The organism is Paraburkholderia sp. Tr-20389, assembly GCF_017104565.1.
Lineage (GTDB): Bacteria > Pseudomonadota > Gammaproteobacteria > Burkholderiales > Burkholderiaceae > Paraburkholderia.
In genome coordinates this window covers 1-25,685 of the sequence record NZ_JAAGPD010000046.1, presented here as the reverse complement: position 1 = coordinate 25,685, position 25,685 = coordinate 1, and the positions used below count along the sequence as shown (strand labels likewise).

Below are 25,685 nucleotides of genomic sequence, written 5' to 3'. Positions count from 1 at the left end.
GCCGATTTGCATCGAGCACGCCGATCGCACGGGCGCTCCCCAGAAGCGCGCGAGACGGCTACGATTGACTGGCGCACATGGGAGCCGAGCCGGATCATGAAAGGACTTCGTCCGCATTCTCCGCATTTTCTTCGCGATCACACGCATCCCGTGTGGCGCGATCTCGCATTGACGTCCTTGCCGTTCGTGGTGCTGTTCGCGGTGCTCGTCTGGCTGGTCGTGTGGCTCGTCGATCCCGCTCCGCCTCGCACGATCACGATCAGCGCCGGCCCGCAAGACAGCTCGTTCATGCAGATCGCCGAGGAGTACGGGAAGGTCCTCGCGCGCAACGGCGTGACGCTCAAGGTGCTGGTGTCGGACGGCTCGGTGCAGAATCTCGACCGGCTGCTCGATCCAAAGCAGAAAGTCGATATCGCGTTGGTGCAGGGCGGCGTCGCGGGCGGACGGGATACGTCTTCGCTGATGTCGCTGGGCAGCGTGACCTATGTGCCGCTCGTCGTGTTCTATCGCGGCAGCGGCATCACGCAGCTATCCGATCTCGATGGCAAGCGGATCGCAATCGGGCGCGAGGGCAGCGGCACGCGCATGCTGTCGCTGAAGCTGCTCGAAGCGAACGGCATCGGGCCGGGCGGCGAGACGACGCTGTTGCCGCTCGACGGGCTCGACGCCGCCAAGGCGCTCGTCTCCAATCAGGTCGATGCGGCGCTGCTCAGCGGCGACTCCGCGACGCGCGTGCTGATGTTGCGGCTGCTCGGCATTCCCGGCGTTTCGGTGATGAACTTCGACGAAGCGACGGCCTATACGCGCGTCTTTCCCTATCTCGACGAACTCGATTTGCCGCCCGGCGCGCTTGACCTGCGTCGCCGGATTCCGCCCGAGACGATCCACCTGATCAGCCCGACGGCGGAACTGGTTGCGCGCACCAGCCTGCATCCGGCGATTTCCGATCTGCTGATCGAAGCCGCGCAGGAAGTGCACGGCATGGCGGGCCTGCTGCAGAGAGCCGGGCAGTTTCCGAATCCCGTTGTCCATGAGTACCGGATCAGCGAGGACGCGATGCGCTACTACAAGTCGGGCAAGAGCTTTCTGTACCGCACGCTGCCGTTCTGGCTCGCGACCGTGGTCGACCGTCTGCTGGTGTTGCTGTTGCCGATTGCTGTGCTGCTGTTTCCGGCGCTGCGGCTCATCCCTGCGCTGTTCACGTGGCGGGTGCGTTCGCGGATCTACCGGTATTACGGCTCGCTGATTGCCATCGAGCGTGACGCGATGCGCGACTCGTCGGCCGAAGAGCGCAGCGAGCTGCTAGCCGAACTCGACCGGATCGAGGCGTCGCTGGACACGCTGCGGATGCCGCTGGCTTATGCCGACGGCTTCTACGTGTTGCGCGAGCACGTGCGCTTCGTGCGACAGCGGCTGGAGGGCGTGCGCGAGCGCACGCGTACGAACGGATAGCGTGAACTGCTGCCCGATGGCGAAGCGCTGAAAAGTCGTGATGCGTCAGGCAGATGGACGTCGAGTCCGGGCGTTGTCCACAGGGTTACCCACGAAAACTGTGGATAACAGCGGGTACGAATTGCTGTAGGGATCGAGCGGTATGTGAACGGATTGCCGATGCATCGCGAACAACCCGAGTCGCATCAAGCACTTGCGTGAGTCTTGCGCAGGATACTCACAGGCTTGCCAACAAAATCTGTGGAAAAGTTGCGTCGGGCCGGCTTGCCTCGCGACGCGGCGATCCGGCGGGCTCCGTGAGCGCCGATTCTGCGGCCTTAACACGCTACACCCGCCTCCGTGACGCACTCTGCACCGCAACACGCAAACCCCGCCGCATCAAGGACTTACGCCGGCTACCCCAAGCTTGTCCACAAACCTCTCAACAGTTTCTGTGGATAGCTGTGTCTGGGCAAGACGTTTGCTGAGCAGTTGCTGTTCGCATCAATTGCATCGACTGCATCGTCGCTGGAGGCTCCATGCGCGTCCGTCCCACTCTCGTCGCGATCCTGGTCGTTCCGTTGGCCGCGTGCGCCACGCCTTCGACGGCACCGGAAGAAGCGAGCTTCGGCGCGTCGCCGACTCTGCCCGCGCCCGATACGTCGCTGATCCCGACGGTCCATGTCGCGCCCGTCGAAACGCGTGCGGCGGGAACGCATCCGACGGCGCCGCCCGGTTTCACGGTCACACCGTTCGCCGCGAATCTCGAGCATCCGCGCTGGCTCTACACGCTACCGAACGGCGACGTGCTGGTCGCCGAGACCAACACGCCGGAACCGCACGACACGGGACGCGGCCTCGTCGGCTGGATCACGAAGCAGTTCCAGAAGCGAGCGGGTGCGGGCGTGCCGAGTCCCGACAGGATCGTGCTGTTGCGCGACACCAATGGCGACGGCATCGCCGACGAGCAATACGTGTTCATCGACAATCTGCATTCGCCGTTCGGCATGGCATTGATCGGCAACCATCTATACGTCGCCGATACGGATGCGCTGCTGCGTTTCGATTACGACATCGGCGAAACGCGCATCCCGTCGTCTGGCGTGAAAGTGGCCGATTTGCCCGCAGGCCCGATCAACCATCACTGGACGAAGAACATTCTCGCGAGCCGCGATGGCGAGCGTCTCTACATCACGGTCGGATCGAACAGCAATGCCGCCGAAAACGGCGTCGATGCGGAAGCGGATCGCGCGCGCATTCTCGAATTCGATATCGCGAGCGGCACGATGCGCCCCTTCGCAACGGGGCTGCGCAATCCGAACGGGATGGCGTGGCAACCTCAAACGGGTGCGCTGTGGACGGCCGTCAACGAACGCGACGAACTCGGCAACAACCTCGTACCCGATTACATGACGTCGGTGAAGCAGGGCGCGTTCTACGGCTTTCCGTTCAGCTACTACGGAGCACACGTCGACACGCGCGTGAAGCCGCAGAACCCCGATATGGTCGCGCGAGCCATCGCGCCCGACTATGCGCTCGGCAATCACACCGCGTCGCTGGGACTGGCGTTTTATGACGGCAAGCTGTTTCCGAATCGGTATCGGGGCGGCGCATTCATTGGGCAACACGGCTCATGGAACAGAAAGCCGTATGCGGGGTACAAGGTGATTTTCGTGCCGTTCGAGAAGGGCGAACCGGCAGGCGGACCGGAAGATTTTCTGACCGGCTTTCTGACGCCGGACGGGCACGCGCTCGGACGGCCCGTCGGCGTCGCGCTGGATGCGCGCGGCGCGCTGCTGGTCGCCGACGATGTCGGCAACACGGTGTGGCGAGTCGCGCCCGCGATCGGGACGGCGGGCGCGAAATAGCAGCGAATCAAGGGCAGAAGAGACGGACGGGACTTACGGACGGCCGTACATCGCGTTCCAGTCCGCAGCCGATACGCCCGGCCGGCCCGACTGCGACACGCCGTTGGCGACGCCGCCGTAGCCGCTCGCTGCGCCGTTCTGCGCGTTCACGCGCGCTTGAGCGGCTTGCAGTTCTTCCGGGTAATGCGCTTCCGTGCCTGCGCCCGGACGGTAGCCGGCCTGTTCCAGTTGAACCAGCTCGGCGCGAACCTGCGCGCGCGTGACGGGCTGGTTCGACTGGGCGAACGACACAGCAGGGATAGCGAGCACGGCAGCGATGGCAACAGCGTTGATGAGCGACTTCATGATGACCTCCAACTTTGCTTTGACTTTGCGAACAGCCCTGTTCGCAATCAGTGAAGCCAGTGTAGGTAAGTAGCCGCTTAAGATTAAGCCCGTCCGGTGGAAGTCACTGTTCCATATTTCAGGGTTTACCCTTGCAAGCCCGCAGGACCGGCCTCAACGCCGTTCGAGCTTGAGTTTTTTGCCATAGCCGGTGAGTTCGAGGTAACCGTGTCCCGCCTGTTGCCCATCGCGCTTCAGGGTGACGGCGCCTTCCCAGTACAGCGCGCCCGTCGATTCGCGCGAATCGAGTTCCTGGTCGTCGAGCAAGGGCGCGAGTTGCCAGCGGATGTCGCCCGTACGGACGACGGTCGCCACGGGGTACAGCGTGCCCGTGCGCGGCGAGCGCCATTGGCGCGTGGGTGTGAAGTCGACATCGCCGGGACCGTACTGCGTGATGTGGCCGTCGGCGGCGCGCAGCGCGGCGTGCGCCCACACCGCGTGCCCGTCCGCGCCGCGCACCTTGAACGCCATCAGCGCGGCGCCGTCCGACAGGTTCGCGCCGAGCCAGTCCCAGCCGACGGCATCGGACGCGAGCAGCGTGCTCGACCATTCGTGATCGAGCCACGCGCTGCCCGTGATGGGCGTCGGCGTGACGGCGCGACTCGCGCCATCGGCAGCGGGCCGCGTGACGCTGCCCGTCACGCGCAGCTGCGGCTCGCTGTAGTAGTAGCTCGCCTGCTCCGCCAGCGGTCCCTTGCGTGAGTAGCCGTTGTCGCCTTGAAGCAGCGGCGCCTGCGTCGGCGTGAAGGTCAAATGCAGCGCGAAGCCGGCGGCGTCGGCGCTCACGTCGTAATGACCGTCCGGCGCGCGGACCATGCGCCAGGTGTCGAGCCGGACATCGGTGTTGCCTGGCTTCGCGTACGCGAGTCCGAAGCCTTGTCGCGCGATCTTCTGGTCGTGCACGAGCCGCCCGAGCGTCGGATCGCTCAGCGCGGCGTGCGCGATGATCAGCTGCGTCGGCGCAAACGCGCTCGGATCGTTTGCCGCGTGGCCCGTCGCCGAACGGAAGAAGGTGATCTGGAAGCCGAGCGGCTGGTGATCAGGCGTGTCGAGCCAGCCCGTCGCATACCACCATTCGGTGCGATACGCGGGATGCGCGCCCGTATCGCCAGGCAGTTCAATGGCCTTGCCTGGCGATACGGCGGCGAACTGCGGCTCGGCCGCGAATACGAGCGATGCGCTGAACGCACACGCCAACGCGAATAAGCGAAAGCGCATCACCAGTCCTCCCTGACCGCACGCACGGCATCGACGGAAACGGCCTGACGGCCCGCCGCCACGGCCGTGGTGCACGACGACGCGAGCATCACGAGCGCGAGCACGGACAGCAGCATCCAGGGCACATGCAGCGACATGCTCCAGTGGAACGACTGCGGATTGACGACGAACACGAGAATCAGGCTGATCGCAAAGCCGAGCACGCAACCCATCGCGATGCCGAGGGCGGTGAGCATCCCGCCTTCCGTCGCGAGCAGCGCGAGAATCTGCGCGCGCGTCACGCCGACGTGACGGAGCATGCCGAATTCGCGCGAACGCGAGAGCGTCTGCGCGGAAAACGTCGCGGCGACGCCGAACAGTCCGATTACGATGGCCACGGCCTCCAGCAGATAGGTGACAGCAAAGCTGCGGTCGAAGATGGTCAAGGTGCGCGCGCGGATCTCGCCGGGTTGCGCGAACTCGAGCGCGCCCGCGAACGGCAGCGTGCGCAACGCGGCGATCGCCTGCGCTGCGCTCACGCCGGGCGCGAGTGTGAGGGCGGCTTCGGTGGCGTTCGTGTCGCTCGTCAGGCGCCGGTAATCGGCAAGACGGATTTGCAACGCACCCGTTTGCCGCACGTAGTCGCGCCAGATGCCCGCCACCACGAAGCGCGTACCGTGTTCTCCGATGGGCAGCGTCAGCCGTTGACCGACGCGATAGCCGTACAGATCGACCATCGCTTCCGACGCCCACACGGGCGTCTCGCCCTCTCGCCACGCGGCGGGCGGCAAGGGCGCGCCCGTGATCTGCAGGTTCGCGCCGGGATCGGCGGCATCGATTTCGCGCGCGAGCAAGGCGACGGACGGGCGCGACGGATCGAGCGTCAACTGCGACGTGCGCGCGAACGCCGCGTGCCGGACGCCGTGCGTAGCGGCGAGCAGCGTTTGTTGCTGCAGGTTCAGGCCGCCCGTGTCGCCGTTCGGTGCGACGCGCACGTAGACGTCGGCCGACAGCAGATGCGCGAGCCAGTCTTCGACCGACACGCGAAAGCTCGCCACCATGATCGCCATCGCGACGATCAGCGTGAAGCTCGACAGCACGCCGCCCATCGCAATCGATGCCTGGCCCGGCGCATTCGCGAGCCGCGCGAGCGCCAGCGCGGTCGCAGGTGAGCGTCGCCGTCCGTTGCCTGCGCGACTCAGGGTGCGAAACAGCATCGACGTGACGCGCGGCATCAACGCAATGCCGCCGATCAGCAGCAACGCAACGGCGAGATAACCCGCAACGGGCACATCGAACACGGGCGGCGCTTGCGTCAGCGCCACGCCGAGCGCGAGGCAGACGAGCGCGGGCCAGGGCGTCGAGAGCTTGTGGAGCGCGGCTTCTTCGCCGCCCGCCTTCAGCGCGGGCGCGGGATGCGCGCGCGCCGCTTCGAGTGCTGGCACGAGACTGCCGAGCAGCGACACGCCGATGCCGAGCACGACGAAAATCGCGCTGGCAAGCGGCTCGAAGCCGACAGTCGGCTGCACGCCCGGGAAATAGCCGCCACCCAGATCGCTGCCGAAAAAGCGCAGCACGACATAGGCGAGCGCGAATCCGAGCGCGATGCCCGCAATCGAACCGAGCGTGCCGAGCAACGCGCCTTCGAGCAGGATCTGCCGAAGCAACTGCGCGCGCGTGATGCCGAGCACGCGCAGCATCGCGAATTGAGCGCGACGCCGCACCACACCGAGCGCCTGCGTCGAGAACACGAGAAACGCGCCCGTGAAGAGCGCGACGAGCGCGAGCACGTTCATGTTGATCCGATAGGCGCGCGACAGCCGGTCAGTGCGGCTTTCGACATCGTGCGTCTCGCCCACCACGAAGCGGCTGCCGAGACGATCCTGCAACTCGCGCCGGAAGCGTTCGCGATCGACGCCTCGTTCGAGTTGCAGATCGACGCGAGACAGCTTGCCGATGCGCCCGAAACGCCATTGCACGGCAGCGATATCCATCACCGCGATGCGTTGTCCGGGCCGCGCCCTCACGATCCCGCCCGCGACGCGCAGACGCACGTCGGACGTGCCGCTTCGCAGCGTCACCGGGTCGCCGATGCGCACGCCGAGCCATTGCTGCGCCGCGGGCGAAAGAAAGATGGCGTCGTCGGCGAGCGCATCGAGCGGCGTGTCGCCGTCCGTCACGCCCGTCAGGTCGGGCGCGATGCGGCGCGCGCGGAACACGTCGATGCCGAGCACTTTCAGCGGCGCAGTGCGGTTCGGCACGGTCACGTCGAGTTCGAGCACGGGGCTTGCGAGCGCGACACCGGCCTGGGTCGCGAGCGGCGGATAGGCGCGTTCGTCGAACGTGGGCTGTGCGCCGCGCACCTGCAGGTCAGCCTGGCCTGACAGACTGCGCGCTGCCGCTGAGAACTCGTTGAACGCGGCGCTGTTGATCAGTTGAACGGCATAGCCGAGCGCGACGCCGAGTGCGATCGTCGCGATGGCGATGAGCGCGCGGCCTTTGTGGCTGCGCCATTCGGCGGCGAGGAGCCAGCGGGTGAGGGTGCGCAGGCCGTGGCGTGCGGGCTTGCTTGCGTCGAGTGCGGCGTCATTCATGCGAAGGGCGCAACGCGTGTGCTTGCGGGTTGTCTGCTGCGTGCAGCTTGCCGTCGCTGAGTACGAGCACGCGATCGGCGAAAGCGGCGGCGGCTTCCGAGTGCGTGACCATCATCGTGGCCGCGCCGTTCGCCTTGGTCTCTTCGCGCAACAGCGCGAGCACTTCGTGTGCGGTGTCGGGGTCGAGATTGCCCGTTGGTTCGTCGGCGAGAATCAGCGTCGGGCGATGCACGAGGGCGCGCGCAATCGCGACGCGTTGCAGTTCGCCGCCCGAGAGCTGGCGGGGCAAGTCGTCGTCGCGTCCTGCGAGCCCTACGGCTGCGAGCATGTCGTGGGCGCGTTGCGGCGCGAGGCCGTTCAGCAGTAGCGGCAGCGCGACGTTTTGCGCGAGCGTCAGATGCGGCAGCACGTGGAAGGCCTGAAACACGAAGCCGAGTTTCTGGCGACGCAGGCGCGTTGCGGCGTCGTCGTCGAGGGTGGAGATCGGTGTGCCGTCGATCAGCACATCGCCGGAGTCGGCGCGGTCCAGGCCCGCGATCAGGTTCAATAGCGTCGACTTGCCGACGCCTGAGTCGCCCATGATCGCTATGAATTCGCCTGCGGCGAGCTTGAAGTCCAACCGGTCTAGTACCGTTCTTGTCGCTGTGTAGGTTTTGCTCAGCGAGCGGCATTCTAATGATGGCGGTTTTGGCGTGGGTGATGCGGGCATTGGGGGCTCTTTTTTGTCTGCGACGTAGTCGCGGTTCCAGGTTTTCTGGTTTTCTGGTTTTCTTTCACTTGCATCCGCGCTATGTCTTTGGTTTGCTGGCGTTGCCCCTGTGCGGGGCGGCACCTACTTTTCTTTGCAGCGGCAAAGAAAAGTAGGCAAAAGAAAGCCGCTAACACCGCCAGTGCTAGTGATTGCCTGCGGGTCCCCAACGGGTCCCGCACTTCAAACGGCAACGCACCCTTTTCCGCCCGTTGCCAGCGCGTTGAACAGGCTCATCACCCACTCCACTCACCCGTAACGCAGCCAGCGGCAGCGAATGGTTTGCGCCGCCTAGGTGGCAAACTGTGTGTAGGTTATCGCACCGCATGCGTTCGCGCTTCTACGACACCGATCCCGCTCTTCAGTCCGGAGTGGTGCATTTCCGTCGTGACGACCTACACACAGTTTGCCACCTGGGCGGCGGTGGACGTCTGGTAACGCAGTTCGTGACGAGGGAGTGTGAAGTGGGTGAGGCGTGCAGTTAGCACGCTGGCGACGGGCGGAAAAATAGCGTGTTGCCGCGTGAAGCATAAGAACGGCTGGGGGCCCGCAGGCAACGAGTAGCACTGGCGGTGTTAGCCCGCTTTCTTTGCTTACTTTCTTTGCGGCGGCAAAGAAAGTAAGTGCCGCCCCGCACAGGGGCAACGCCTGAACACCGACATGAAATCGCGGATGCCAGCGAAAATCAAAACATAAAAAACCCAGAATGGCGACTGCGTCGCAGACAATAAAAAACTCAAAACGTCAGATCGTGCAACTTCTTCATCCCATCCAACAACCACTGAAACACCGACTGCTCCGACTGGGCAACAGGCGTCGGCGTCCCGAGCTTATCAAGCGTATCCCGCCTGCGAGAAAGCATCTGGCACATAAGCCGGGCCACATCCGGCTTATCCTTCAGCAAAGGCGTCAAATCATCCTTGTTCAACTGAAAAACAGTCGCCGCAGTCAGCGCGGAAATCGTCACGCGCGCCGGCATGCCCGCCAGCAGTCCCGCTTCCCCCAGCGCATCGCCGGGACCGAGCCGCGTCACCTCGACGGGACCCGATGCATCTTCAGCCACGACGGACAGCACGCCCGAATCGACGATCGTCAACTGGTCAAGCACCTTGTCAGGTGTGACCACCGTGTCGCCCCGTTCGTAATCGCGGCGCGAAAGCAGCGGCGCAAGGCGCTTGAGTTCGTCCTGCGTCAACGCTGCAAACATCTCCACCCGACGCAGCAGATTCATACGCGGATCGGCTTCCGGTGCAGGCGCCGCCAACGGCTGCGCATACCCGGCACCCAGCGGACGAAGCGCGACACCCGCTGCCTCGAGCTGGCGATAGCACAGGTCGTAAAGCTCGTTCGTGACCGCGAGCTTCTTGCCCATGTCGTCGACATACGCGGTCGCTTCGTAGGTGACGGACACGGCGCTCGTCCGCTTCACGAGCGCATACGGCGCCGGGTCGGCAAGCACCGCGCGCACGCCCGCGAGCGCGGCTTCGAGTGCGGCCAGCACGGTGCCAGGCCGGGCCTCGGGTGTGATCTCGAGCAGAATGGTCACGCCGTGCAGCGTCGGCGGCCGGCTGCTGTTCGTGATCTTCGCCTTCGCCGCGACGGCGTTCGGCACGATCACGATGTTGCCCTGCGACGTCAGCAGATGCGTCGCGCGCCAGTTCATCTCCAGCACCTTGCCCTCGACGCCGTCGATGGAAACCCAGTTGCCGATGTGATACGGCTCCGTCGTGTTGATCACGATGCCCGCGAATACGTCGCTGAGCGTGCTCTGGATCGCAAGGCCCAGCACGATGGCGAGCGCACCCGATGTGGCGACGAGCCCGCGCACGGGCAACTCCAGCACGAAGCCGAGCGCGGCGACGACGGCCGCGAGAAACACGAGCGCGCCGAATACGTCCTGAAAGAGCCGTTGACGGCGCCAGGTCTTCGGCAGCAGCAGCGTGTCGAGCGCCATGCTGAGCAGGCGTGCGCCCATCAGCCACCAGATGACTTCCAGCACCTGACCGAGCACGTGCAGCGGCTTCGAATCCGCATACGGTGCCTGCGAGAACGGGCTCAAGCCCGAGCTGAACAGCAGCGAGCTGAACGCGGCATACACGCACAGGCGCACCAGCAGCCGCGCCACTTCGTTCTTGGGTATCGCGCAACGCCAGATCACGACATCGATTGCGACGAGCGCAAAGCCGAAAATCAGCGGATTGTTCACGCACACTCCAAAGCGGGATTGGACAGTCGACAGGACATGCAACACATGTGCAGCGACAGTAGCACGGCCTCTCTCGACGCGGCGTCATGGCCATTGCCATGACGCCGTCGCTGCACACGCGAGCCCAGTTTTTACGTCATTTTTTATTGCCGCGCAGCAGAGGTCCGTGAACCCGGTGCGTCCTTCGGTGAACCGCGAGGCATGCCTCGCTATGTCACTTCACGTTGAACGAGTAGTCGCCGTGCGTGCGATGGCCGTCCGATGCCACGGCCACCCAATGCACGGTGTATTTGCCCGCGGCCAACGTCGGAAGCGCGACGGAAGCGACGTCAGGATGTTGCGCATCGACCGTCGATTTCGCCGTGTTCACCTGCTTGCCCGATGCATCCGTCACGGTCAGCGAACTGAATGCCGGTTCGAGCGGACCGTCGAACGCGATGGTCACCTTCGCCGGCGCTTCGACGGTCGCGCCCGCGCCGGGGTCCTGCTTCTGTGGAAACACATGGGCTCGCGCGGCGAGGGGCGCCAGCGCGAGCGCGAGTGAAAGCGCGAGCGCTGCCGCGCATCGAGTCGTGTTGTTCATGATCGTGTCCTCGTTAGTGGAAGAGCGGCTTGCCGATCGTGGTCGGCGCGATGTCGTCGAAGAAGAGGTGCGCCTGCACGAGTACGCCGACGTGCGAACCGCTCGCGCGATTGACGGGAATCTGCGCTTCGATGCCGAACTGACCATAGCGGTTGATCCAGATGACGCCGGGGTTCACCGTGCCCGTGGTTTGCCCCTGGCTGCGCGACAACGGAATTTCGACGATGGGGATCAGGTTCGCGAGCGGCTGCGGCAAGCCGACGTCGCGCACATGCTGTTGCAGATACGGCAGGCTGTATTGCACGGTCACGCCGTAGTTGAACGCGTTCGGCTGGCCGGCGCCCGTTGTGAACGCAGGGCCTGCTTCGCCGGTGATCGCGATTGGGCGCAGATACGCGAGCGAATCGGGCAGGTCGCCGAAGCCCTTGCCGGCGAAGATCGTCGGCGAGAGGGTCGAGAAGCTCTCGCCGATCGCGTGGCTGCCCGTGCCGCCCAGATCCGCGTCGAAGCCGACCGACGTCATGAACTCGTGCGCGTCGTTGACGTACAGCAGATATTTGACGCCGACGCCAAAGTTGTCGAAGCCATGCGCGGTCGGATTGTTCTGCCCGACATACGCGCCTGAGATCGACACCGCGAGCCGCGGCGTGATCAGCTTGTCGTATTCGAAGCTGAAGGTGTTGACGCTCTGGTCGCCGTCGTCGCCGGGCACGCGCTGATGGCCGTATTGCAGATTGAGTTCGTCGCCGACGCCCGGGTCGTCGACAGCCATCGTGGCGGGGAAGACGCGGTCGCCGGCGATCGCATGGGCGTGGGTGACGGAAGGCAAGAGCAGGGCTGCAAGCATGCAGCAGGCGAGCGGCAACGCGCCGCGCCTGTGGTGTCGGTTGTTCATCGGTTCATCCTGAGCAGGGGCGTGCGCGGACCGCTTGCGCGAGGCGAAGCGGCACGCGCGAGAACGGCTGCACCCTGTCGGCGCAGCCGCAACGCAAAATCGACTCAGAGAGAAATGGGCGGCGCGCGCGGTTGCGCAGCCTCGAACGGCGCAATCAGCGCGACGCTTTCGAAACGTGTCGCGACACGCTGCGAGATGACGGTCACCGTCAGCGCGAAGGCCGACGGTGACGCGGGCAGCACGGGAACATGCGTGAGCAGACTGCAATAGCCGCATGCGTGCCAGTGCGATGCCAGAGTGTGGGTGTCGGTGGGATTGTCCTCTTGTGCGTCGGCGGGACTGGCCGTTTGCGCCGAGCAGAGCGCGGCGGCGGGATCATAGGCGCCGCGCTTCGCCGCGATAGCCTGCGAAACAGTGGGCGCGAGCGTCGCCATCAGGATCGCGAGCAATCCGATGATGCTGCCAATCTTCCGATGGAACTGACTCGACATGTTGAAACCGTGTTGTGGAACCGTCTACGCGACGCTGCGCGGAATTATGACACCGGCGTGCGCTGCGAGGCGCAATCGCGTATTCGAACGTGAGAATCTTCGCGAGGCTGTCGATTCGCTATCGGCTCGTTCGTCGTGTGTATAGGACCGGGCAGTCACGCTGTTTATGCCCGGGTTCCGACAACATCGCAAAGGAGCGTTGCAATGAATTATGTGGACGGGTTCGTCGTTGCGGTCAAGGCGGAGAATCGCGATCTTTACCGCAGGCATGCTACTACTGCGGCAGGGGTGTTCAGGGAATATGGTGCGCTGAAGGTCGTCGAATGCTGGGGCGACGATGTGCCCGAAGGCAAGCTCACATCGTTTCCGATGGCCGTGAAGCGCGAGCCGGACGAAGTGGTGGTGTTCTCGTGGGTCGAATGGCCTTCGCGCGCGGTGCGCGACGAAGGCATGAAAAAAGTCATGGCCGATCCGCGCCTTCAACCCGACGTGATGACCATGCCGTTCGACGGCAAGCGGCTGATCTACGGCGGCTTCGAAGTGATCGTCGAGGTATGAATGCGTCGATGAAGCGCTAGAGCATTTCCGTGAACATGGGCGTCGTGCCGTCGCTGCTTTCGTAGTATTCCGCCGACGCCTGTGCATGCTGTGCGCCTTGCCCGAGCCGGATGATCGTGAAGCCGTGCATGTAGACCTTGTTCGCCTCCTTCAGCAAGACGCCTTGCAGCGCGGGCGGATTGACGATGCGCGGATCAGGCGCATTCTCCGGACCGTCGGCGAGCACGGGCACGGCGCCGTGCCCGATGCAGCGTCCGCGGTTCAGTCCGAGATACGGCTGATAGATGCTCAGGTTATGCTCGTGGCCCCAGAACCATGCGGAGATGGGTTGCTTCGCGGCTTGCGCGAAACGCTGGAAGCTCGGCAGCAGCTTCGGATTGTGCGCGATGAGCTTGTTGCCGGACTGAAGCGGGCCGATCTGCGACAGCGCCGAAAACAGCTGATGATGCGACAGCAGGATCGTCTTGCCGCCGAATTCGGCGATGCGTTCGGTGATCCAGTCTTCCTCGTCTTTTTCGAGGAACGTCAGCATTTCATTGCCGACAATCGGGATGTAATCGTGCAGCCCCGTATCCATCGCGATGAACTGCCAGTCGTCATTGCGCAGACAGAAGAAACTCGCGGGCTGACGGCGCGCGTGATCGTTGAGCGTGTCGATCAGCCCGTAATAGCCGGCGCCGCCGGAATACATGTCGTGATTGCCGGCGAGCGTGTAGACGGGTACGTCGTTCGTGCTGCGCGCGAGTACCGTGTCGACGATGTTCCTGAAGTTCGCGTCGCATTCCTCCGGCGTGCCCGAATAGTAGATGTCGCCGAGATGGATCACGACATCGGGATTCTGCAGCGCCGCCTGTTCCAGCAGATCGACGGCGACTTGTGTGCCCGTGCCCCAGTCGGCGATCAGCGCGACGGTTGCTCCCGCTTTCAGCGGCAGCGTGACGGGCCCGATCGTGGCCGCGCGCCGATACGGAATCGACGCACCCTTGCCGTCGGGCCCGAAGAACGCCACGTAGCTCTCGATGACCTTGATCCAGGCCGGATCGCAGACGTTGAAGCGGAGGTCGTCCTCGATGCTGGACGCACCCGCCGTATCGCCGCGGGCGCGAGCCTGCAACAGCGCGAAGCCCATCTTCGCGCAGGTCCATGCGTCCTGCGCGATGCCGCCGGGCGCGGTGTCGGGCAACGGTGTCTGTCCCGGCACCTGCGATGATGTCAGCGAGCCGATTGCCGCGGCTGCATTGACGAGCGCGTTGTCCGTGCCGGGCCGCGTGACGAGCGCCGTGGAAGGCGTCGTGTTGCGCACGACCTGATCGACGGCTGACTGAAACAGCGAGACGAACCGATCGCGGAAACTCCCAGGTTCGGCGGCCATGTGACGCGCTCCAATGAATAGATGTGTGTATGCCGGTTTGCAGATTTCTATTCGGCGTTTGAAAGCCGGCGGTAATGTTGGTGCTATTGAGGCCGTCGGCAAGCCAAAGGATCATTTCAGCTAACATCAAGACGATTGGCTCGACGCAATTTGCATGAAGGGCGACGCGTGATCAGGTATAGCCGGGCATTTTTCGAACTGCAATGGCAATTTGCCGAACGCGTTGCCGCTATGTCGGGCGTGCCGTGCGAGCAGGCGCTGCTGCATTACACGAATTTCTATATTCGCTTCGGATTGGGCCGCGAATTCGATACTAACCATCCTGTGTGGCGAATTTATATCGACGGGTTGTCCAATGCAGCGGAGCCTGTGGAGTGGAGTTGGCGTTTCTTTCTCACGCGACCCCATGTGCCGCCGCCTTTGCTGGTTGCGACATTCGGCTGCTTTTCATTCTCGAATGCGGGCAATGACGCCATTCGACTGCATTTCGCCAATACGGAGTCGCATGATTGCTCGCCACTGAGCAGCGAGCGTATCGGTGCAAGGCGCGCCGAATTACGCGCGTTATTCGATCATGTCGAGCGCATCCGGCAAACGCGCCGGGCGATACAACGCGTTCTGGGCACGTCGTGGCTTTACAATCTGCCCGCTTATCGCAGGCTCTTTCCCTCCGGCTATATAGATACGGCGCGCGAATTATCGTCGCGCTTTCAGAGCATGTCGCTGTGGGGGCAATTCCTCGACCGGCACGGCAACGTGAGGCCGGACATGAGGGCGCTATTCCTCGAACGGCTCGCGCGGCAAACAGGCGTGCACGAGATCGCGCAATGTTTTCCGTTGCGCGCGCTGGCCGTCGATGCGCCCATCGCGCTGTTTGAAGGCTTCTACGACGTGTGTTGATGCATTCAAGCTTTCCGCGCCGCTGCCGATAACGTGAATGGCCGTCCCTCATGCAAAGCCATAACGAAGATGCGTTTGACCAAGACCGAGTCCGTCCTTTCCGCCCTTGCCGTGTTCGCCGTTTTCAGTTTTAGCGGTTGGCTCCACGCCGAAATGAAGCACGCCGCGCGTGAGCGCAACCGGCACGATATCGGCACGATCGTCGATGCGGCCTGCGCCAACCTGAACGCCGCCGAACTCGAATCCAGCGACAACGGCCGGCTTCAATGCGGCACGATAGCGCTTGAAGCGCCGCGCGAGGCGTCTGCGGCGCCCGAAGCATTGACGGCGGCCGCGACGGGCGCCGCGTCGACGGTTCCCAATCCCTGATCGCGGTTTCGCGCCGCGCCGGGCCAGTGTGCATGCGGCTGACGTCGACAATACCTCACACGCTGATATACTAAATACATTCAGAGTCCGCGTGACGGCGACGGCAGCAGGCAACACGCGGATACGGAGGCGGCGCAGTACGCCGCTCGAGTCAACTTACGGTGCTCACTTCGCACCGACCGGATCAGAGGCGATGCATGTCGTCAGAACTGGACAGCCAGCCAGCGGCCACGCCGTTTACCCTGTCATTGCAACCCATCGGCACCAGTGCCAGCCTGCGCGACCGCGCATACGCGATGCTGCGTCAGGCGATCGCCGATGCCGATATCTACGCGTCGCGCGAAGAGATTCGTCTCGACGACCGCGCGCTGAGTGAATCGCTGGGTGTGAGCCGCACGCCCGTGCGCGAGGCGATGACGCTGCTCGAGCAGGAAGGGTTCGTGCGCACGATACCGCGTCGCGGCATCTACATTGTGCGCAAGAGCAAGCGCGAGATCGTCGAGATGATCCAGATGTGGGCCGCGCTGGAAAGCATGGCCGCGCGTCTCGCGACATTGCATGCCACCGACGAGGAGATCGCGAGGCTGCGCCACATGTTCGACCAGTTCCGCGATTCGACGCCGGCCGAGCATATCGCCGAGTACTCGGATGCAAACATCGCGTTCCATCAGGCGATCGTGGAACTGTCGAAGTCGCAGATCATTCTCGACACGATCAAGAACATCTTCATCCATGTGCGCGCGATCCGGCGCATGACGATTTCGCAGAGCGACCGCGCGTCGCGCTCGATCGTCGATCACCTGCGCATCATCGAAGCACTGGAAAAGCGAGACACCGAACTCGCCGAGCGTCTGACGCGCCAGCACTCGCTCGATCTTGCCGCATTCATCGAAGCGAATTGCGACTTCCTCGACTGAGCGTAATCCTGCGGGCAAGTCACGCCTGCCGTTGATCCGCTGTTGATCTATCGCGGACATCCTTCCAGGATGTTCGCGTCTTCCCTCATTGCCAAGCAGCATGCTCCTCTGCGCGCCCCGCGCCATCGCATCCATAAACGATCGCGAATAGTGTCGATAACTTTCTTTAATTATTCGCAATCCGCCGCGGCACCTTACGATGGATTCGCCCGGTAGTGGTCTGACATAAGGGTTAACGCGTGCGAATGCGCATTCATGTGCATCGCATTGGGGAAAATCCGCAGGCTGCTGGAATAAAAATGTAAAGACTGACAACCTGTTTGAATGGTTAACTACGCAGGTCTGTCGAAAGTCCCCAACGCCGGGTAGAAGAAAACCAGTAAGGCGGATGCAGCGGCGCTGTCACGAATGGCGCGGCCAGCATCGACACAATATAGAAAGCGGAGACGATGCTCATGAATGGAAACACCCGACAGGCGACGGGGAGCGGCATGCTCTCAAACCGTTGGTGTCAGCTGGTGATCGGCATGCTGTGCATGGCGCTGGTCGCTAACCTTCAATACGCCTGGACGCTCTTTGTTGCGCCGATGAATGCGCGGCATCACTGGGGCGAAGCATCGATTCAGCTTGCGTTCTCGATCTTCATTCTCACGGAAACGTGGCTCGTGCCCGTTGAAGGCTGGCTCGTCGACCGTTTCGGTCCGCGTCCCGTCGTGGCGGGCGGCGCGATCTGCGCGGGCCTCGCGTGGATGATGTTCGCGCATGCGACGACGCTGCCCGAGCTGTACATTGGCTCCGTGATCGCCGGCATCGGCGCGGGCGGCGTGTATGGCACGTGCGTGGGCAATGCGCTGAAGTGGTTTCCGGACAAGCGTGGTCTTGCTGCCGGTCTGACGGCTGCGGGCTTCGGTGCAGGCGCTGCCGTCACCGTGGTTCCAATTGCGAACATGATTACGCGCTCGGGTTACGAGCACACGTTCCAGTTCTTCGGCATTCTGCAGGGCGTCGCGATTCTGGTGCTGGCGCTGTTGCTGCACAAGCCGGTGGCGCGTGCGACGGGCAACGTGAAGCGCAAGTTCGCGGTGAGCAAGGTGGACTACACGCCGGGTCAGATGATCAAGACGCCGGTGTTCTGGGTGATCTATGTGTCGTTTGTCGCGGTAGCGGCGGGCGGTCTGATGGCGACGGCGCAGATCGGTCCGATCGCAAAGGATTGGGGCCTCGCGAAGCTGCCGATGACGATGTTCGGCATGACGCTGCCGCTGCTGACGATGACATTGTCGATCGACAACATCTGCAATGGCTTTACGCGTCCGCTGTGCGGCTTCATCTCGGACAAGATCGGCCGTGAGAACACGATGTTCGCGATCTTCATCGGCGAAGGGCTCGCACTGCTGGGCATGATGCAGTATGGCCAGAATCCTTATGCGTTCATGACGTTCGCTGCGTTGATCTTCCTGTTCTGGGGCGAGATCTTCTCGATCTTTCCGGCGATTTGCGCGGACACGTTCGGCAGCAAGTTTGCCGCATCGAATGCGGGCACGTTGTATACCGCCAAGGGAACGGCTGCTTTGCTCGTGCCGCTGGCTTCGGTGCTGTCGGCTGCAGGTGGGTGGAATCTCGTGTTCATCGTGTCGGCTGTGATTACGATTGCTGCCGGCGTCTCGGCGAAATTCGTGCTGGCGCCGATGCGGGCTCGGTGGATCGAGGGGAGTGCCGCGAGTTCCTCTTCGGCGAGTGCGTCGCGGTTGAGCGCGACTTCTGGCGAGTGATTGTTGTCTGCGACGCGGCGGTGCCGGTTTGGGTTTTTGTTTTTGCTTTTTGCTTTTGCTTTTCGCTGGCATCCGCGCTTTGCCTTCGTCGTTCTAGCGTCGCCCCTGTGCGGGGCGGCACCTACTTTTCTTTGCAGCGGCAAAGAAAAGTAGGCAAAAGAAAGCCGCTAACCCCGCCAATCCTTGACGTTCGCCCAGGGGCTCTCAACGTCCCCGTCCTGTGCGCGGCATCGCGCTAATTCATGTGCGTTGCCAGCGTGCTAACTGCACGCATCCCCCGCTTCGCACTCCCGCGTCACGGACTGCGTTATCAGGCCTCCACCGCCGCCTAGGTGGCAAACTGTGTGTAGGTCGTCACGACGGAAATGCACCACTCCGGACTGAAAAGCGGGATCGGTGTCGTAGAAGCGCGAACGCATACGGTGCGATAACCTACACACAGTTTGCCACCTGGGCGGCGCGGATCATTCGCTGCCGCTGGCTATCCTGCGGGTGATTGGAGTGGGGGATGCGTCGCTTCAACGCGCTGGCAACGGGCGCAAAATGATGTGGTGCCGTTTGAAGTGCGGGACCCGTAGGGGGCCCGCAGGCAGGAAGAAGGATTAGCGGTGTGAGCGGCTTTCTTTTGCCTACTTTTCTTTGCCGCTGCAAAGAAAAGTAGGTGCCGCCCCGCACAGGGGCGACGCTAGAACTGCGAAGGCAAAACGCGGATGCCAGCGAAAAGCCAAAGCCAAGAGAGCAAAACCAAAACCAAAAGCAAAAAACCAAACCGGCAACGCCGCGCCGCAGGCGAAAAACCTTAAGCCCCCGCCAACGCCGGCACACCATCATCGGCGAAATACCGCGAGATAGAAAACACCGACGGCCGGGCACGACCCGCATCGACAGATGCCTGAGTCGGCAAAACAGCAGCCGTATGCGCGCTCTTCTTGGCCAGAATGGCCGCACACAAAAACTCAGCGCTATACGCATTCAGCAAATGCGCCTGCTGCGCCTGAAGATAGGCCACCACGCGAGCATGCTCGCCATCGATCGTCGCAAGCGACGTCAGCGTCTCAGCGTCCCAGCGGAACCGCAGACCGAGATCTGCAAACGCGCTATTGAACGCGCACAGCTGCATCTCGACCGCGTGGTCGTAGTCGGTCCGGTGTTGATCGTGTGCGTTGCGCATCATCCCCTCCATGTCATCGATTGCCGTGAAGACAGCATAGGCAAATCAATCAATTCACGATAGTTAAAGTTTTCTTTGAAAACCATTAACTAACATGTATGGAAAGACCGCTGCAAACCTAGGGTGCAGGAGAATTGGTCGCGGATAGATATGTGATATACAGTATTGCACATATACAAAGCGGTATACGCAGACACGCAGAAAGGCTCAACGACCACCCCGTATCCGGCGTCCGTCGAGTGGGCCATCACCGTTTTCGACATCGAGGAGACACGTCGACCATGTCCACCGACACGCAAGAAAATGTCCGCGCGGTCCCGTTGAGCCTGAACCTCACGCCGATCAACGCGACGGCTTCGCTGCGCGATCAGGCGTACGCGCGGCTCAAGCAGGCGATTGCCAACACCGACATCTATCACTCGCGTGAAGAAGTGCGTCTGGATGAGAAGGAACTGACCGAAGCGCTCGGCGTGAGCCGCACGCCCGTGCGCGAGGCGATGACGCTGCTCGAACAGGAGGGCTTCCTGCGCACGGTGCCGCGCCGCGGCGTCTACATCCTGCGCAAGACCAAGAAAGAGATCGTCGAGATGATCTGCATGTGGGCCGCGTTGGAAAGCGTCGCGGCGCGCCTCGCGACCCAACGGGCGTCGAGCGCCGACATCGCGAAGCTGCGGGCCATGTTCGACGACTTCCATTCCGCGACGCCGACCGATCACATCGAGGAGTACAGCGAGGTGAACATCGCGTTTCATCAGGCGCTCGTCGAACTGTCCGGCTCGCAGATCATCCTCGATACGATCAAGAACATCTTCATGCACGTGCGCGCGATACGCCGCATGACGATCGCGCAGAGCGACCGCGCATCGCGTTCGATCGAGGACCACATGCGCATCATCGAGGCGCTCGAGGCGCGCGACACCGAGCAGGTCGAAACGCTCGTGCGTCAGCATTCGCTCGACCTCGCGCTGTATGTCGAAACACATTGCGATTTTCTGGACTAAGGCCGCCGTCACACGACACAAACGACGTAACGCGACCCCAGGACTATCCCGTACGGACGCTTGATGCATCGCACGATTCAGGCGCCCAAACCCTTCAGACACAAAGCCCGCGAGACCTTTTGCAATGCAGCAACACCCAGTAGCACCCGCAAAAATTCGTTGACTAATATTGTGTTTGGAATATTGTATATCACGAGACGCCACACAACACCCGGCCAAGGAGGAGACGTCATGGCAGATGTACTTGAGATCAGACCGCAAGAATCCGCTGAAGAGAACGCACAACAAACGACGGACGGGTTCCACCTCGTCATCGATGCGCTGAAAGCGAACGATATCGACACCATTTTTGGTCTGGTCGGCATTCCTATCACCGACCTCGCGCGCCTCGCGCAAGCCGAAGGAATGCGCTTTATCGGTTTCCGTCACGAACAGCACGCAGGTCATGCAGCCGCCATCGCCGGCTACATGACGCAAAAGCCAGGCATCTGCCTCACGGTGTCCGCGCCGGGCTTCCTGAATGGCCTCACGGCACTCGCCAACGCGACGACCAACTGCTTCCCGATGATCCTGATCAGCGGATCGAGCGAACGCGAAATCGTCGACCTGCAGCAAGGCGACTACGAAGAAATGGATCAGCTGAACGCAGCGAAGCCATATGCGAAGGCTGCGTATCGCGTGCTGCACGCAGAGGACATCGGCATCGGCCTCGCACGCGCGATCCGCGCTGCCGTGTCGGGCCGCCCGGGCGGCGTGTATCTCGATCTGCCCGCGAAGCTGCTGGCGCAGACCATCGACGCCGTCAAGGCGAAGCAGTCGATCGTCCGTGTGATCGACGCCGCGCCGCGTCAACTGCCCGCACCGGATTCCGTCAAGCGCGCCATCGATCTGCTGAAGGGCGCGAAGCGTCCGCTGGTGTTGCTCGGCAAGGGCGCATCGTACTCGCAGGCCGATAAGGAAATCCGCGCATTCATCGAGAAGACGGGCATTCCGTATCTTCCGATGTCGATGGCGAAGGGTCTGCTGCCCGACACGCACGAGCAATCGGCTTCCGCGGCGCGTTCGTTCGTGCTCGCCGAATCCGACGTCGTCGTGCTGATCGGCGCGCGTCTGAACTGGCTGCTGGCGCACGGCAAGGGCAAGACGTGGGGCAAGCCGAAGCAGTTCGTGCAGATTGACATCTCGGCGCAGGAAATGGACAGCAACGTCGCGATCGCGGCACCGATCGTCGGTGACATCGGTTCGTGCGTCGCATCGCTGCTCGATCAGGTCGGCGACAACTTCCCGCAGCCGCCGAAGGAATGGCTCGACGCCGTCAGCCAGAAGAAGAACACGAACCTCGAAAAGATGGCCGCGACGCTCGCGAAGAGTCCGTCGCCGATGAACTTCCACAGCGCACTGCGCGTGCTGCGCGACATCGTCAAGGAGAACCCGGACATCAACGTGGTGAACGAAGGCGCGAACACGCTGGATTACGCGCGCGCCATCATCGACATGTACCAGCCGCGCAAGCGCTTCGACTCGGGTACGTGGGGCGTGATGGGCATCGGCATGGGCTTCGCGATCGGCGCGGCCGTGACGAGCGGCAAGCAGGTGCTGGCGATCGAAGGCGATAGCGCGTTCGGCTTCAGCGGCATGGAACTCGAAACGATCTGCCGTTACGAGTTGCCCGTGTGCACGATCATCTTCAACAACAACGGCGTGTATCGCGGCACCGACGTGAACCCGACGGGCGGCAAGGACGTTGCGCCGACCGTGTTCGTCAAGGATGCGCGCTACGACAAGATGATCGAGGCATTCGGCGGCATCGGCTACAACGTGACGACGCCTGAAGAGCTTGAGAAGGCCGTGAAGGAATCCATCGCTTCCGGCAAGCCGACGCTCATCAACGCAGTGATCGACGAAGCGGCGGGCACGGAAAGCGGACGCCTGACCAATCTGAACCCGCAAAGCGCGGCAATGAAAAAGTAACAGCAGCCCATCACGGAGATACAAAAGTGAGCAAACCACTCGAAGGCGTCAAGATCATCGACTTCACGCACGTCCAGGCAGGTCCGGCGTGCACCCAGTTGCTTGCCTGGTTCGGCGCGGATGTGATCAAGGTCGAACGTCCCGGTGCTGGCGACGTGACACGCAACCAGTTGCGCGACATTCCCGAAGCCGACGCGTTGTACTTCACGATGCTCAACAGCAACAAGCGTTCGCTGACGCTCGACACGAAGACGCAGGACGGCAAGGAAGTGCTCGAACGCCTGATCAAGGAATCGGACGTGCTGGTCGAGAACTTCGCACCGGGCGCGCTGGACCGCATGGGCTTCACGTGGGAGCGCATCAACGAACTGAATCCGAAGATGATCGTCGCCTCGGTCAAGGGCTTCAGCGACGGCCACCACTACGACGACCTGAAGGTCTATGAAAACGTCGCGCAGTGCGCAGGCGGCGCCGCATCGACGACGGGCTTCTGGGACGGCCCGCCGACGGTCAGCGCAGCGGCGCTCGGCGACAGCAACACGGGTATGCACCTTGCCATCGGCATTCTCACGGCGCTGATCGGCCGCGACAAGACGGGCAAGGGCCAGAAGGTGGCCGTGTCGATGCAGGACAGCGTGATCAACCTGTGCCGCGTGAAGCTGCGCGACCAGCAGCGTCTGGACCGCATCGGCTACCTCGAAGAATATCCGCAGTACCCGCACGGCGAGTTCACCGATGTCGTGCCGCGCGGCGGCAATGCAGGCGGCGGCGGTCAGCCGGGCTGGGTGCTGAAGTGCAAGGGCTGGGAAACGGATCCGAACGCGTACATCTACTTCACGGTGCAGGGCCACGCATGGGAGCCGATCTGCCGTGCAATCGGCAAGCCGGAATGGATCGACGATCCGGCCTACAAGACGGCGCAGGCACGTCAGCCGCACATCTTCGATATCTTCAACACGATCGAACAGTGGCTCGCCGACAAGACGAAGTTCGAAGCGGTCGACATCCTGCGCAAGTTCGATATTCCGTGCTCGCCGGTTCTGTCGATGAAGGAAATCGCGGCAGATGAATCGCTGCGCAAGAGCGGCACGATCGTGGAAGTGGACCACAAGGCGCGCGGCAAGTACCTGACGGTCGGCAGCCCGATCAAGTTCTCGGACATGAAGCCGGAGATCACGGGTTCGCCGCTGCTCGGCGAGCACACGGAAGAAGTGCTCGCGGGCCTCGGTTACAGCTTCGAGCAGATCGCCAACATGCGGGAAGCGAAGGTGGTGTAATCACAGGAGGCGTTTGAATGGACTGCGCTGCAATGAAGGCAGCGCGGTCCGCTGAACAGCGCCGGCGTGGCGCTGTTTTCAACTGAGCGGCAGCTAAGTCAAATTACACACGAGCCCCTATATGCAAGCAGCCATCGACTATGAACAGCTGGTGAACGTGATCGGCGATGCCGTCGTGATCTCGGACAAGAGCGGCGCGATCACGCTGTGGAATCCCGCAGCCGAGCGCATGTTCGGCTTCACGCAGGAAGAAGCACTCGGCAAATCGCTCGATCTGATCATTCCCGAACGTCTTCGCGGGCGTCATTGGGAAGGCTATGAGAAGACCATGGCGACGGGACAGACGCGCTATGGTCACGACCTGTTGCGTGTGCCTTCCGTTCACAAGGATGGCCGTGCGCTGTCCATTGCTTTTACCGTTGCATTGCTTTACTCACCCGAGCGCGAGTTGACGGGCATCGTTGCGGTGATCCGCGATGAGACCGCGCGCTTCCAGGAAGACCGCAGTCTGCGCAAGCGCATCGCGGAACTTGAGGCGCGTGTCGGCGCCTGAGGTGTCGTTTTGTATTGTTGCCTGAAGGCGGTCACGTAACGGGCCGCTTTGCGCTTCGCGCAGTCGTTTATATCTTGTTCATCGCCGTCGTGGCGATCGCACGGAGAATATCGATGCGTGTAGAAAACTTTGGACCTTACCAGCTCGAACTGTCTGCGATGCAGTTCATTCATAACGGTGGGTGGGCTGCTTTTGCTGCCGTCCGTAAGCTCGATGATGGGGCTGAGGCGCCCATTGCCGTTTTGCCTTTTCAACAGGTTGTCGATCAGACTGTTTTTGCCACTGAGGCAGCTGCTATTGCCGCTGCGCGCGGCGCTGTTGTGGCTATTATTTCGCCGTAGGCGGTGTAGGTTTTTTTGTCTGCGACGCAGTCGCCATCCTGGGTTTTTGGGGTTTTCGCTTCGCTGGCATCCGCGCTATGTCTTTGGTTTGCTGGCGTTGCCCCTGTGCGGGGCGGCACCTACTTTTCTTTGCAGCGGCAAAGAAAAGTAGGCAAAAGAAAGCCGCTCACACCGCCAATCCTTGACGTTTGCCCAGGGGCTCTCAACGTGTCCCCGTCCTTCGCGCGGCATCGCGCTATTTGACGCCGTTGCCAACGCATTGAACAGGCGCATCACCCACTTCACTCACCCATAGCGTAGCCAGCGGCAGCGAATCGTTTGCGCCGCCCAGGTGGCAAACTGTGTGTAGGTCGCCATGCCGTTCAGGCCACGGCACGGACAGAAAACCGTTCTCTTGCGATGGTGCCCGATGCTGCGCGAAGGCCCTCTTACGTCGTTTGCCACGTGGGGCGGGGATTTTCCATATTGTGGGCTTCGACGTCGTTGCATGAAATGGATGAGGCGCTGGATCAGCGCGATTGCAACGGAGATCTCGTTGCAAGTTGCCGTGCGAAGTGTAGGGACGTGGGAGGCCCGTGGGTAAACGTCAAGAGTTGGCGGTGTGAGCGGCTTTCTTTTGCCTACTTTTCTTTGCCGCTGCAAAGAAAAGTAGGTGCCGCCCCGCACAGGGGCAACGCCCGCGCCGCGTAGGCGCCACGCGGATGCCAGCGAAAAAGCACATCCGAAAACGCCTCGCGAAAACCAACAAAAAGCCGCTCGCCGCCCGAGGCGACATCGCACCTCAAGCAAAAAACACCCTGGGGTTTATCCCCGCTCAAAAACTGGGGAAAAAGCTTGCCCAAATAGCGACCTGTAAATACGATATATCACATATCAGGCGGGTTCGACGCGGAGGGAAGCACCCCCCCGGAACACGAGCAGCGCCAGCGGCAAGCATTCAACGATGATGGGAGACGTAGCATGGGCAAGGCACTCGACGGTGTGCGCATTCTCGATTTCACGCATGTGCAATCAGGCCCGACCTGCACGCAGTTGCTCGCGTGGTTCGGCGCGGATGTGATCAAGGTGGAGCGCGCCGGCGCCGGC

At 62.5% G+C, this 25,685-nt stretch carries 23 protein-coding genes; 13 read left to right on the top strand and 10 right to left on the bottom strand.

The window, feature by feature from the left end:
* Positions 1-96: 96 nt before the first annotated feature.
* On the top strand, positions 97-1,452 hold the full coding sequence (locus tag G3N95_RS32350; protein ID WP_205974167.1) for a TAXI family TRAP transporter solute-binding subunit: 1,356 nt from the start codon (positions 97-99) through the stop codon (positions 1,450-1,452).
* Between the two features lie 518 nt (positions 1,453-1,970).
* Complete coding sequence (locus G3N95_RS32345) at positions 1,971-3,299, top strand: sorbosone dehydrogenase family protein (RefSeq protein ID WP_205974166.1); 1,329 nt, start codon at positions 1,971-1,973, stop codon at positions 3,297-3,299.
* 33 nt (positions 3,300-3,332) lie between these two features.
* Here G3N95_RS32345 and G3N95_RS32340 read toward each other — a convergent pair whose 3' ends face one another.
* The 8 genes from G3N95_RS32340 to G3N95_RS32305 form a co-directional block, all read right to left on the bottom strand.
* A complete protein-coding gene (locus tag G3N95_RS32340) occupies positions 3,333-3,644 on the bottom strand; it encodes a DUF4148 domain-containing protein (protein ID WP_205974165.1) in 312 nt (103 codons plus the stop codon).
* 153 nt (positions 3,645-3,797) lie between these two features.
* Complete coding sequence (locus tag G3N95_RS32335) at positions 3,798-4,901, bottom strand: carotenoid 1,2-hydratase (protein WP_205974164.1); 1,104 nt, start codon at positions 4,899-4,901, stop codon at positions 3,798-3,800.
* Entirely contained in the window at positions 4,901-7,474 is a 2,574-nt protein-coding gene (locus G3N95_RS32330) for an FtsX-like permease family protein (protein ID WP_205974163.1), read from the bottom strand. The genes G3N95_RS32335 and G3N95_RS32330 overlap by 1 nt, the downstream gene beginning before the upstream one ends.
* Complete coding sequence (locus G3N95_RS32325) at positions 7,467-8,183, bottom strand: ABC transporter ATP-binding protein (protein ID WP_205974162.1); 717 nt, start codon at positions 8,181-8,183, stop codon at positions 7,467-7,469. The genes G3N95_RS32330 and G3N95_RS32325 overlap by 8 nt, the downstream gene beginning before the upstream one ends.
* Positions 8,184-8,958: 775 nt before the next feature.
* A complete protein-coding gene (locus G3N95_RS32320) occupies positions 8,959-10,428 on the bottom strand; it encodes a mechanosensitive ion channel family protein (protein WP_205974161.1) in 1,470 nt (489 codons plus the stop codon).
* Between the two features lie 214 nt (positions 10,429-10,642).
* Positions 10,643-11,011, bottom strand: a complete 369-nt coding sequence (locus G3N95_RS32315) for a copper resistance CopC family protein (protein ID WP_205974160.1) — start codon at positions 11,009-11,011, stop codon at positions 10,643-10,645.
* Positions 11,012-11,024: 13 nt separating this feature from the next.
* Positions 11,025-11,906, bottom strand: a complete 882-nt coding sequence (locus G3N95_RS32310) for a hypothetical protein (protein WP_205974159.1) — start codon at positions 11,904-11,906, stop codon at positions 11,025-11,027.
* Positions 11,907-12,010: 104 nt separating this feature from the next.
* Complete coding sequence (locus G3N95_RS32305) at positions 12,011-12,397, bottom strand: DUF2946 domain-containing protein (RefSeq protein ID WP_205974158.1); 387 nt, start codon at positions 12,395-12,397, stop codon at positions 12,011-12,013.
* Positions 12,398-12,601: 204 nt separating this feature from the next.
* Here G3N95_RS32305 and G3N95_RS32300 point away from each other — a divergent pair, with 204 nt between their 5' ends.
* On the top strand, positions 12,602-12,955 hold the full coding sequence (locus G3N95_RS32300; RefSeq protein ID WP_205974157.1) for a DUF1428 domain-containing protein: 354 nt from the start codon (positions 12,602-12,604) through the stop codon (positions 12,953-12,955).
* A 16-nt stretch (positions 12,956-12,971) separates the two neighbouring features.
* Here G3N95_RS32300 and G3N95_RS32295 read toward each other — a convergent pair whose 3' ends face one another.
* Positions 12,972-14,327 (bottom strand): metallophosphoesterase, encoded by a 1,356-nt coding sequence (locus tag G3N95_RS32295; protein ID WP_205974156.1) that lies wholly within the window; start codon positions 14,325-14,327, stop codon positions 12,972-12,974.
* 168 nt (positions 14,328-14,495) lie between these two features.
* Here G3N95_RS32295 and G3N95_RS32290 point away from each other — a divergent pair, with 168 nt between their 5' ends.
* The 4 genes from G3N95_RS32290 (at position 14,496) to oxlT (ending at position 18,285) form a co-directional block, all read left to right on the top strand.
* Positions 14,496-15,227 (top strand): hypothetical protein, encoded by a 732-nt coding sequence (locus G3N95_RS32290; RefSeq protein ID WP_346778431.1) that lies wholly within the window; start codon positions 14,496-14,498, stop codon positions 15,225-15,227.
* 69 nt (positions 15,228-15,296) lie between these two features.
* Positions 15,297-15,596 carry a hypothetical protein gene (locus G3N95_RS32285; RefSeq protein ID WP_205974155.1) on the top strand — a complete coding sequence of 100 codons (300 nt, stop codon included), beginning with the start codon at positions 15,297-15,299 and terminating at the stop codon, positions 15,594-15,596.
* A gap of 197 nt (positions 15,597-15,793) precedes the next feature.
* Positions 15,794-16,513, top strand: coding sequence for a GntR family transcriptional regulator (locus tag G3N95_RS32280; protein ID WP_205974154.1), 720 nt, complete (start codon positions 15,794-15,796; stop codon positions 16,511-16,513).
* Positions 16,514-16,968: 455 nt separating this feature from the next.
* A complete protein-coding gene (gene oxlT / locus G3N95_RS32275) occupies positions 16,969-18,285 on the top strand; it encodes an oxalate/formate MFS antiporter (protein ID WP_205974153.1) in 1,317 nt (438 codons plus the stop codon).
* A gap of 799 nt (positions 18,286-19,084) precedes the next feature.
* On the opposite strand, the gene G3N95_RS32270 is transcribed toward oxlT, so the two are convergent.
* Positions 19,085-19,459 carry a hypothetical protein gene (locus tag G3N95_RS32270; RefSeq protein ID WP_346778430.1) on the bottom strand — a complete coding sequence of 125 codons (375 nt, stop codon included), beginning with the start codon at positions 19,457-19,459 and terminating at the stop codon, positions 19,085-19,087.
* A gap of 278 nt (positions 19,460-19,737) precedes the next feature.
* On the opposite strand from G3N95_RS32270, the gene G3N95_RS32265 reads away from it, so the two are divergent.
* The 6 genes from G3N95_RS32265 to G3N95_RS32240 form a co-directional block, all read left to right on the top strand.
* On the top strand, positions 19,738-20,457 hold the full coding sequence (locus tag G3N95_RS32265; protein ID WP_205974152.1) for a GntR family transcriptional regulator: 720 nt from the start codon (positions 19,738-19,740) through the stop codon (positions 20,455-20,457).
* 231 nt (positions 20,458-20,688) lie between these two features.
* Positions 20,689-22,428, top strand: coding sequence for an oxalyl-CoA decarboxylase (gene oxc / locus G3N95_RS32260; RefSeq protein ID WP_205974151.1), 1,740 nt, complete (start codon positions 20,689-20,691; stop codon positions 22,426-22,428).
* 26 nt (positions 22,429-22,454) lie between these two features.
* A complete protein-coding gene (gene frc / locus G3N95_RS32255) occupies positions 22,455-23,705 on the top strand; it encodes a formyl-CoA transferase (protein WP_205974150.1) in 1,251 nt (416 codons plus the stop codon).
* A gap of 121 nt (positions 23,706-23,826) precedes the next feature.
* Positions 23,827-24,258, top strand: coding sequence for a PAS domain-containing protein (locus G3N95_RS32250; RefSeq protein ID WP_205974149.1), 432 nt, complete (start codon positions 23,827-23,829; stop codon positions 24,256-24,258).
* 113 nt (positions 24,259-24,371) lie between these two features.
* Positions 24,372-24,599, top strand: coding sequence for a hypothetical protein (locus G3N95_RS32245; RefSeq protein WP_205974148.1), 228 nt, complete (start codon positions 24,372-24,374; stop codon positions 24,597-24,599).
* Positions 24,600-25,559: 960 nt separating this feature from the next.
* A partial coding sequence (locus G3N95_RS32240) for a CoA transferase (protein ID WP_205806409.1) occupies positions 25,560-25,685 on the top strand: 126 nt, incomplete at its 3' end.

Excerpts from the sequence above, each read along its gene's own strand:
- G3N95_RS32295 (WP_205974156.1), bottom strand. The coding sequence starts at position 14,327 with ATGGCCGCCGAACCTGGGAGTTTCCGCGATCGGTTCGTCTCGCTGTTT.
- G3N95_RS32250 (WP_205974149.1), top strand. The coding sequence starts at position 23,827 with ATGCAAGCAGCCATCGACTATGAACAGCTGGTGAACGTGATCGGCGAT.
- G3N95_RS32310 (WP_205974159.1), bottom strand. The coding sequence starts at position 11,906 with ATGAACAACCGACACCACAGGCGCGGCGCGTTGCCGCTCGCCTGCTGC.
- G3N95_RS32300 (WP_205974157.1), top strand. The coding sequence starts at position 12,602 with ATGAATTATGTGGACGGGTTCGTCGTTGCGGTCAAGGCGGAGAATCGC.
- G3N95_RS32270 (WP_346778430.1), bottom strand. The coding sequence starts at position 19,459 with ATGATGCGCAACGCACACGATCAACACCGGACCGACTACGACCACGCG.
- G3N95_RS32325 (WP_205974162.1), bottom strand. The coding sequence starts at position 8,183 with ATGCCCGCATCACCCACGCCAAAACCGCCATCATTAGAATGCCGCTCG.
- G3N95_RS32245 (WP_205974148.1), top strand. The coding sequence starts at position 24,372 with ATGCGTGTAGAAAACTTTGGACCTTACCAGCTCGAACTGTCTGCGATG.
- G3N95_RS32330 (WP_205974163.1), bottom strand. The coding sequence starts at position 7,474 with ATGAATGACGCCGCACTCGACGCAAGCAAGCCCGCACGCCACGGCCTG.
- G3N95_RS32280 (WP_205974154.1), top strand. The coding sequence starts at position 15,794 with ATGTCGTCAGAACTGGACAGCCAGCCAGCGGCCACGCCGTTTACCCTG.
- oxc (WP_205974151.1), top strand. The coding sequence starts at position 20,689 with ATGGCAGATGTACTTGAGATCAGACCGCAAGAATCCGCTGAAGAGAAC.
- G3N95_RS32285 (WP_205974155.1), top strand. The coding sequence starts at position 15,297 with ATGCGTTTGACCAAGACCGAGTCCGTCCTTTCCGCCCTTGCCGTGTTC.
- G3N95_RS32335 (WP_205974164.1), bottom strand. The coding sequence starts at position 4,901 with ATGCGCTTTCGCTTATTCGCGTTGGCGTGTGCGTTCAGCGCATCGCTC.
- G3N95_RS32345 (WP_205974166.1), top strand. The coding sequence starts at position 1,971 with ATGCGCGTCCGTCCCACTCTCGTCGCGATCCTGGTCGTTCCGTTGGCC.
- G3N95_RS32350 (WP_205974167.1), top strand. The coding sequence starts at position 97 with ATGAAAGGACTTCGTCCGCATTCTCCGCATTTTCTTCGCGATCACACG.
- G3N95_RS32265 (WP_205974152.1), top strand. The coding sequence starts at position 19,738 with ATGTCCACCGACACGCAAGAAAATGTCCGCGCGGTCCCGTTGAGCCTG.
- G3N95_RS32315 (WP_205974160.1), bottom strand. The coding sequence starts at position 11,011 with ATGAACAACACGACTCGATGCGCGGCAGCGCTCGCGCTTTCACTCGCG.
- oxlT (WP_205974153.1), top strand. The coding sequence starts at position 16,969 with ATGAATGGAAACACCCGACAGGCGACGGGGAGCGGCATGCTCTCAAAC.
- G3N95_RS32340 (WP_205974165.1), bottom strand. The coding sequence starts at position 3,644 with ATGAAGTCGCTCATCAACGCTGTTGCCATCGCTGCCGTGCTCGCTATC.
- G3N95_RS32305 (WP_205974158.1), bottom strand. The coding sequence starts at position 12,397 with ATGTCGAGTCAGTTCCATCGGAAGATTGGCAGCATCATCGGATTGCTC.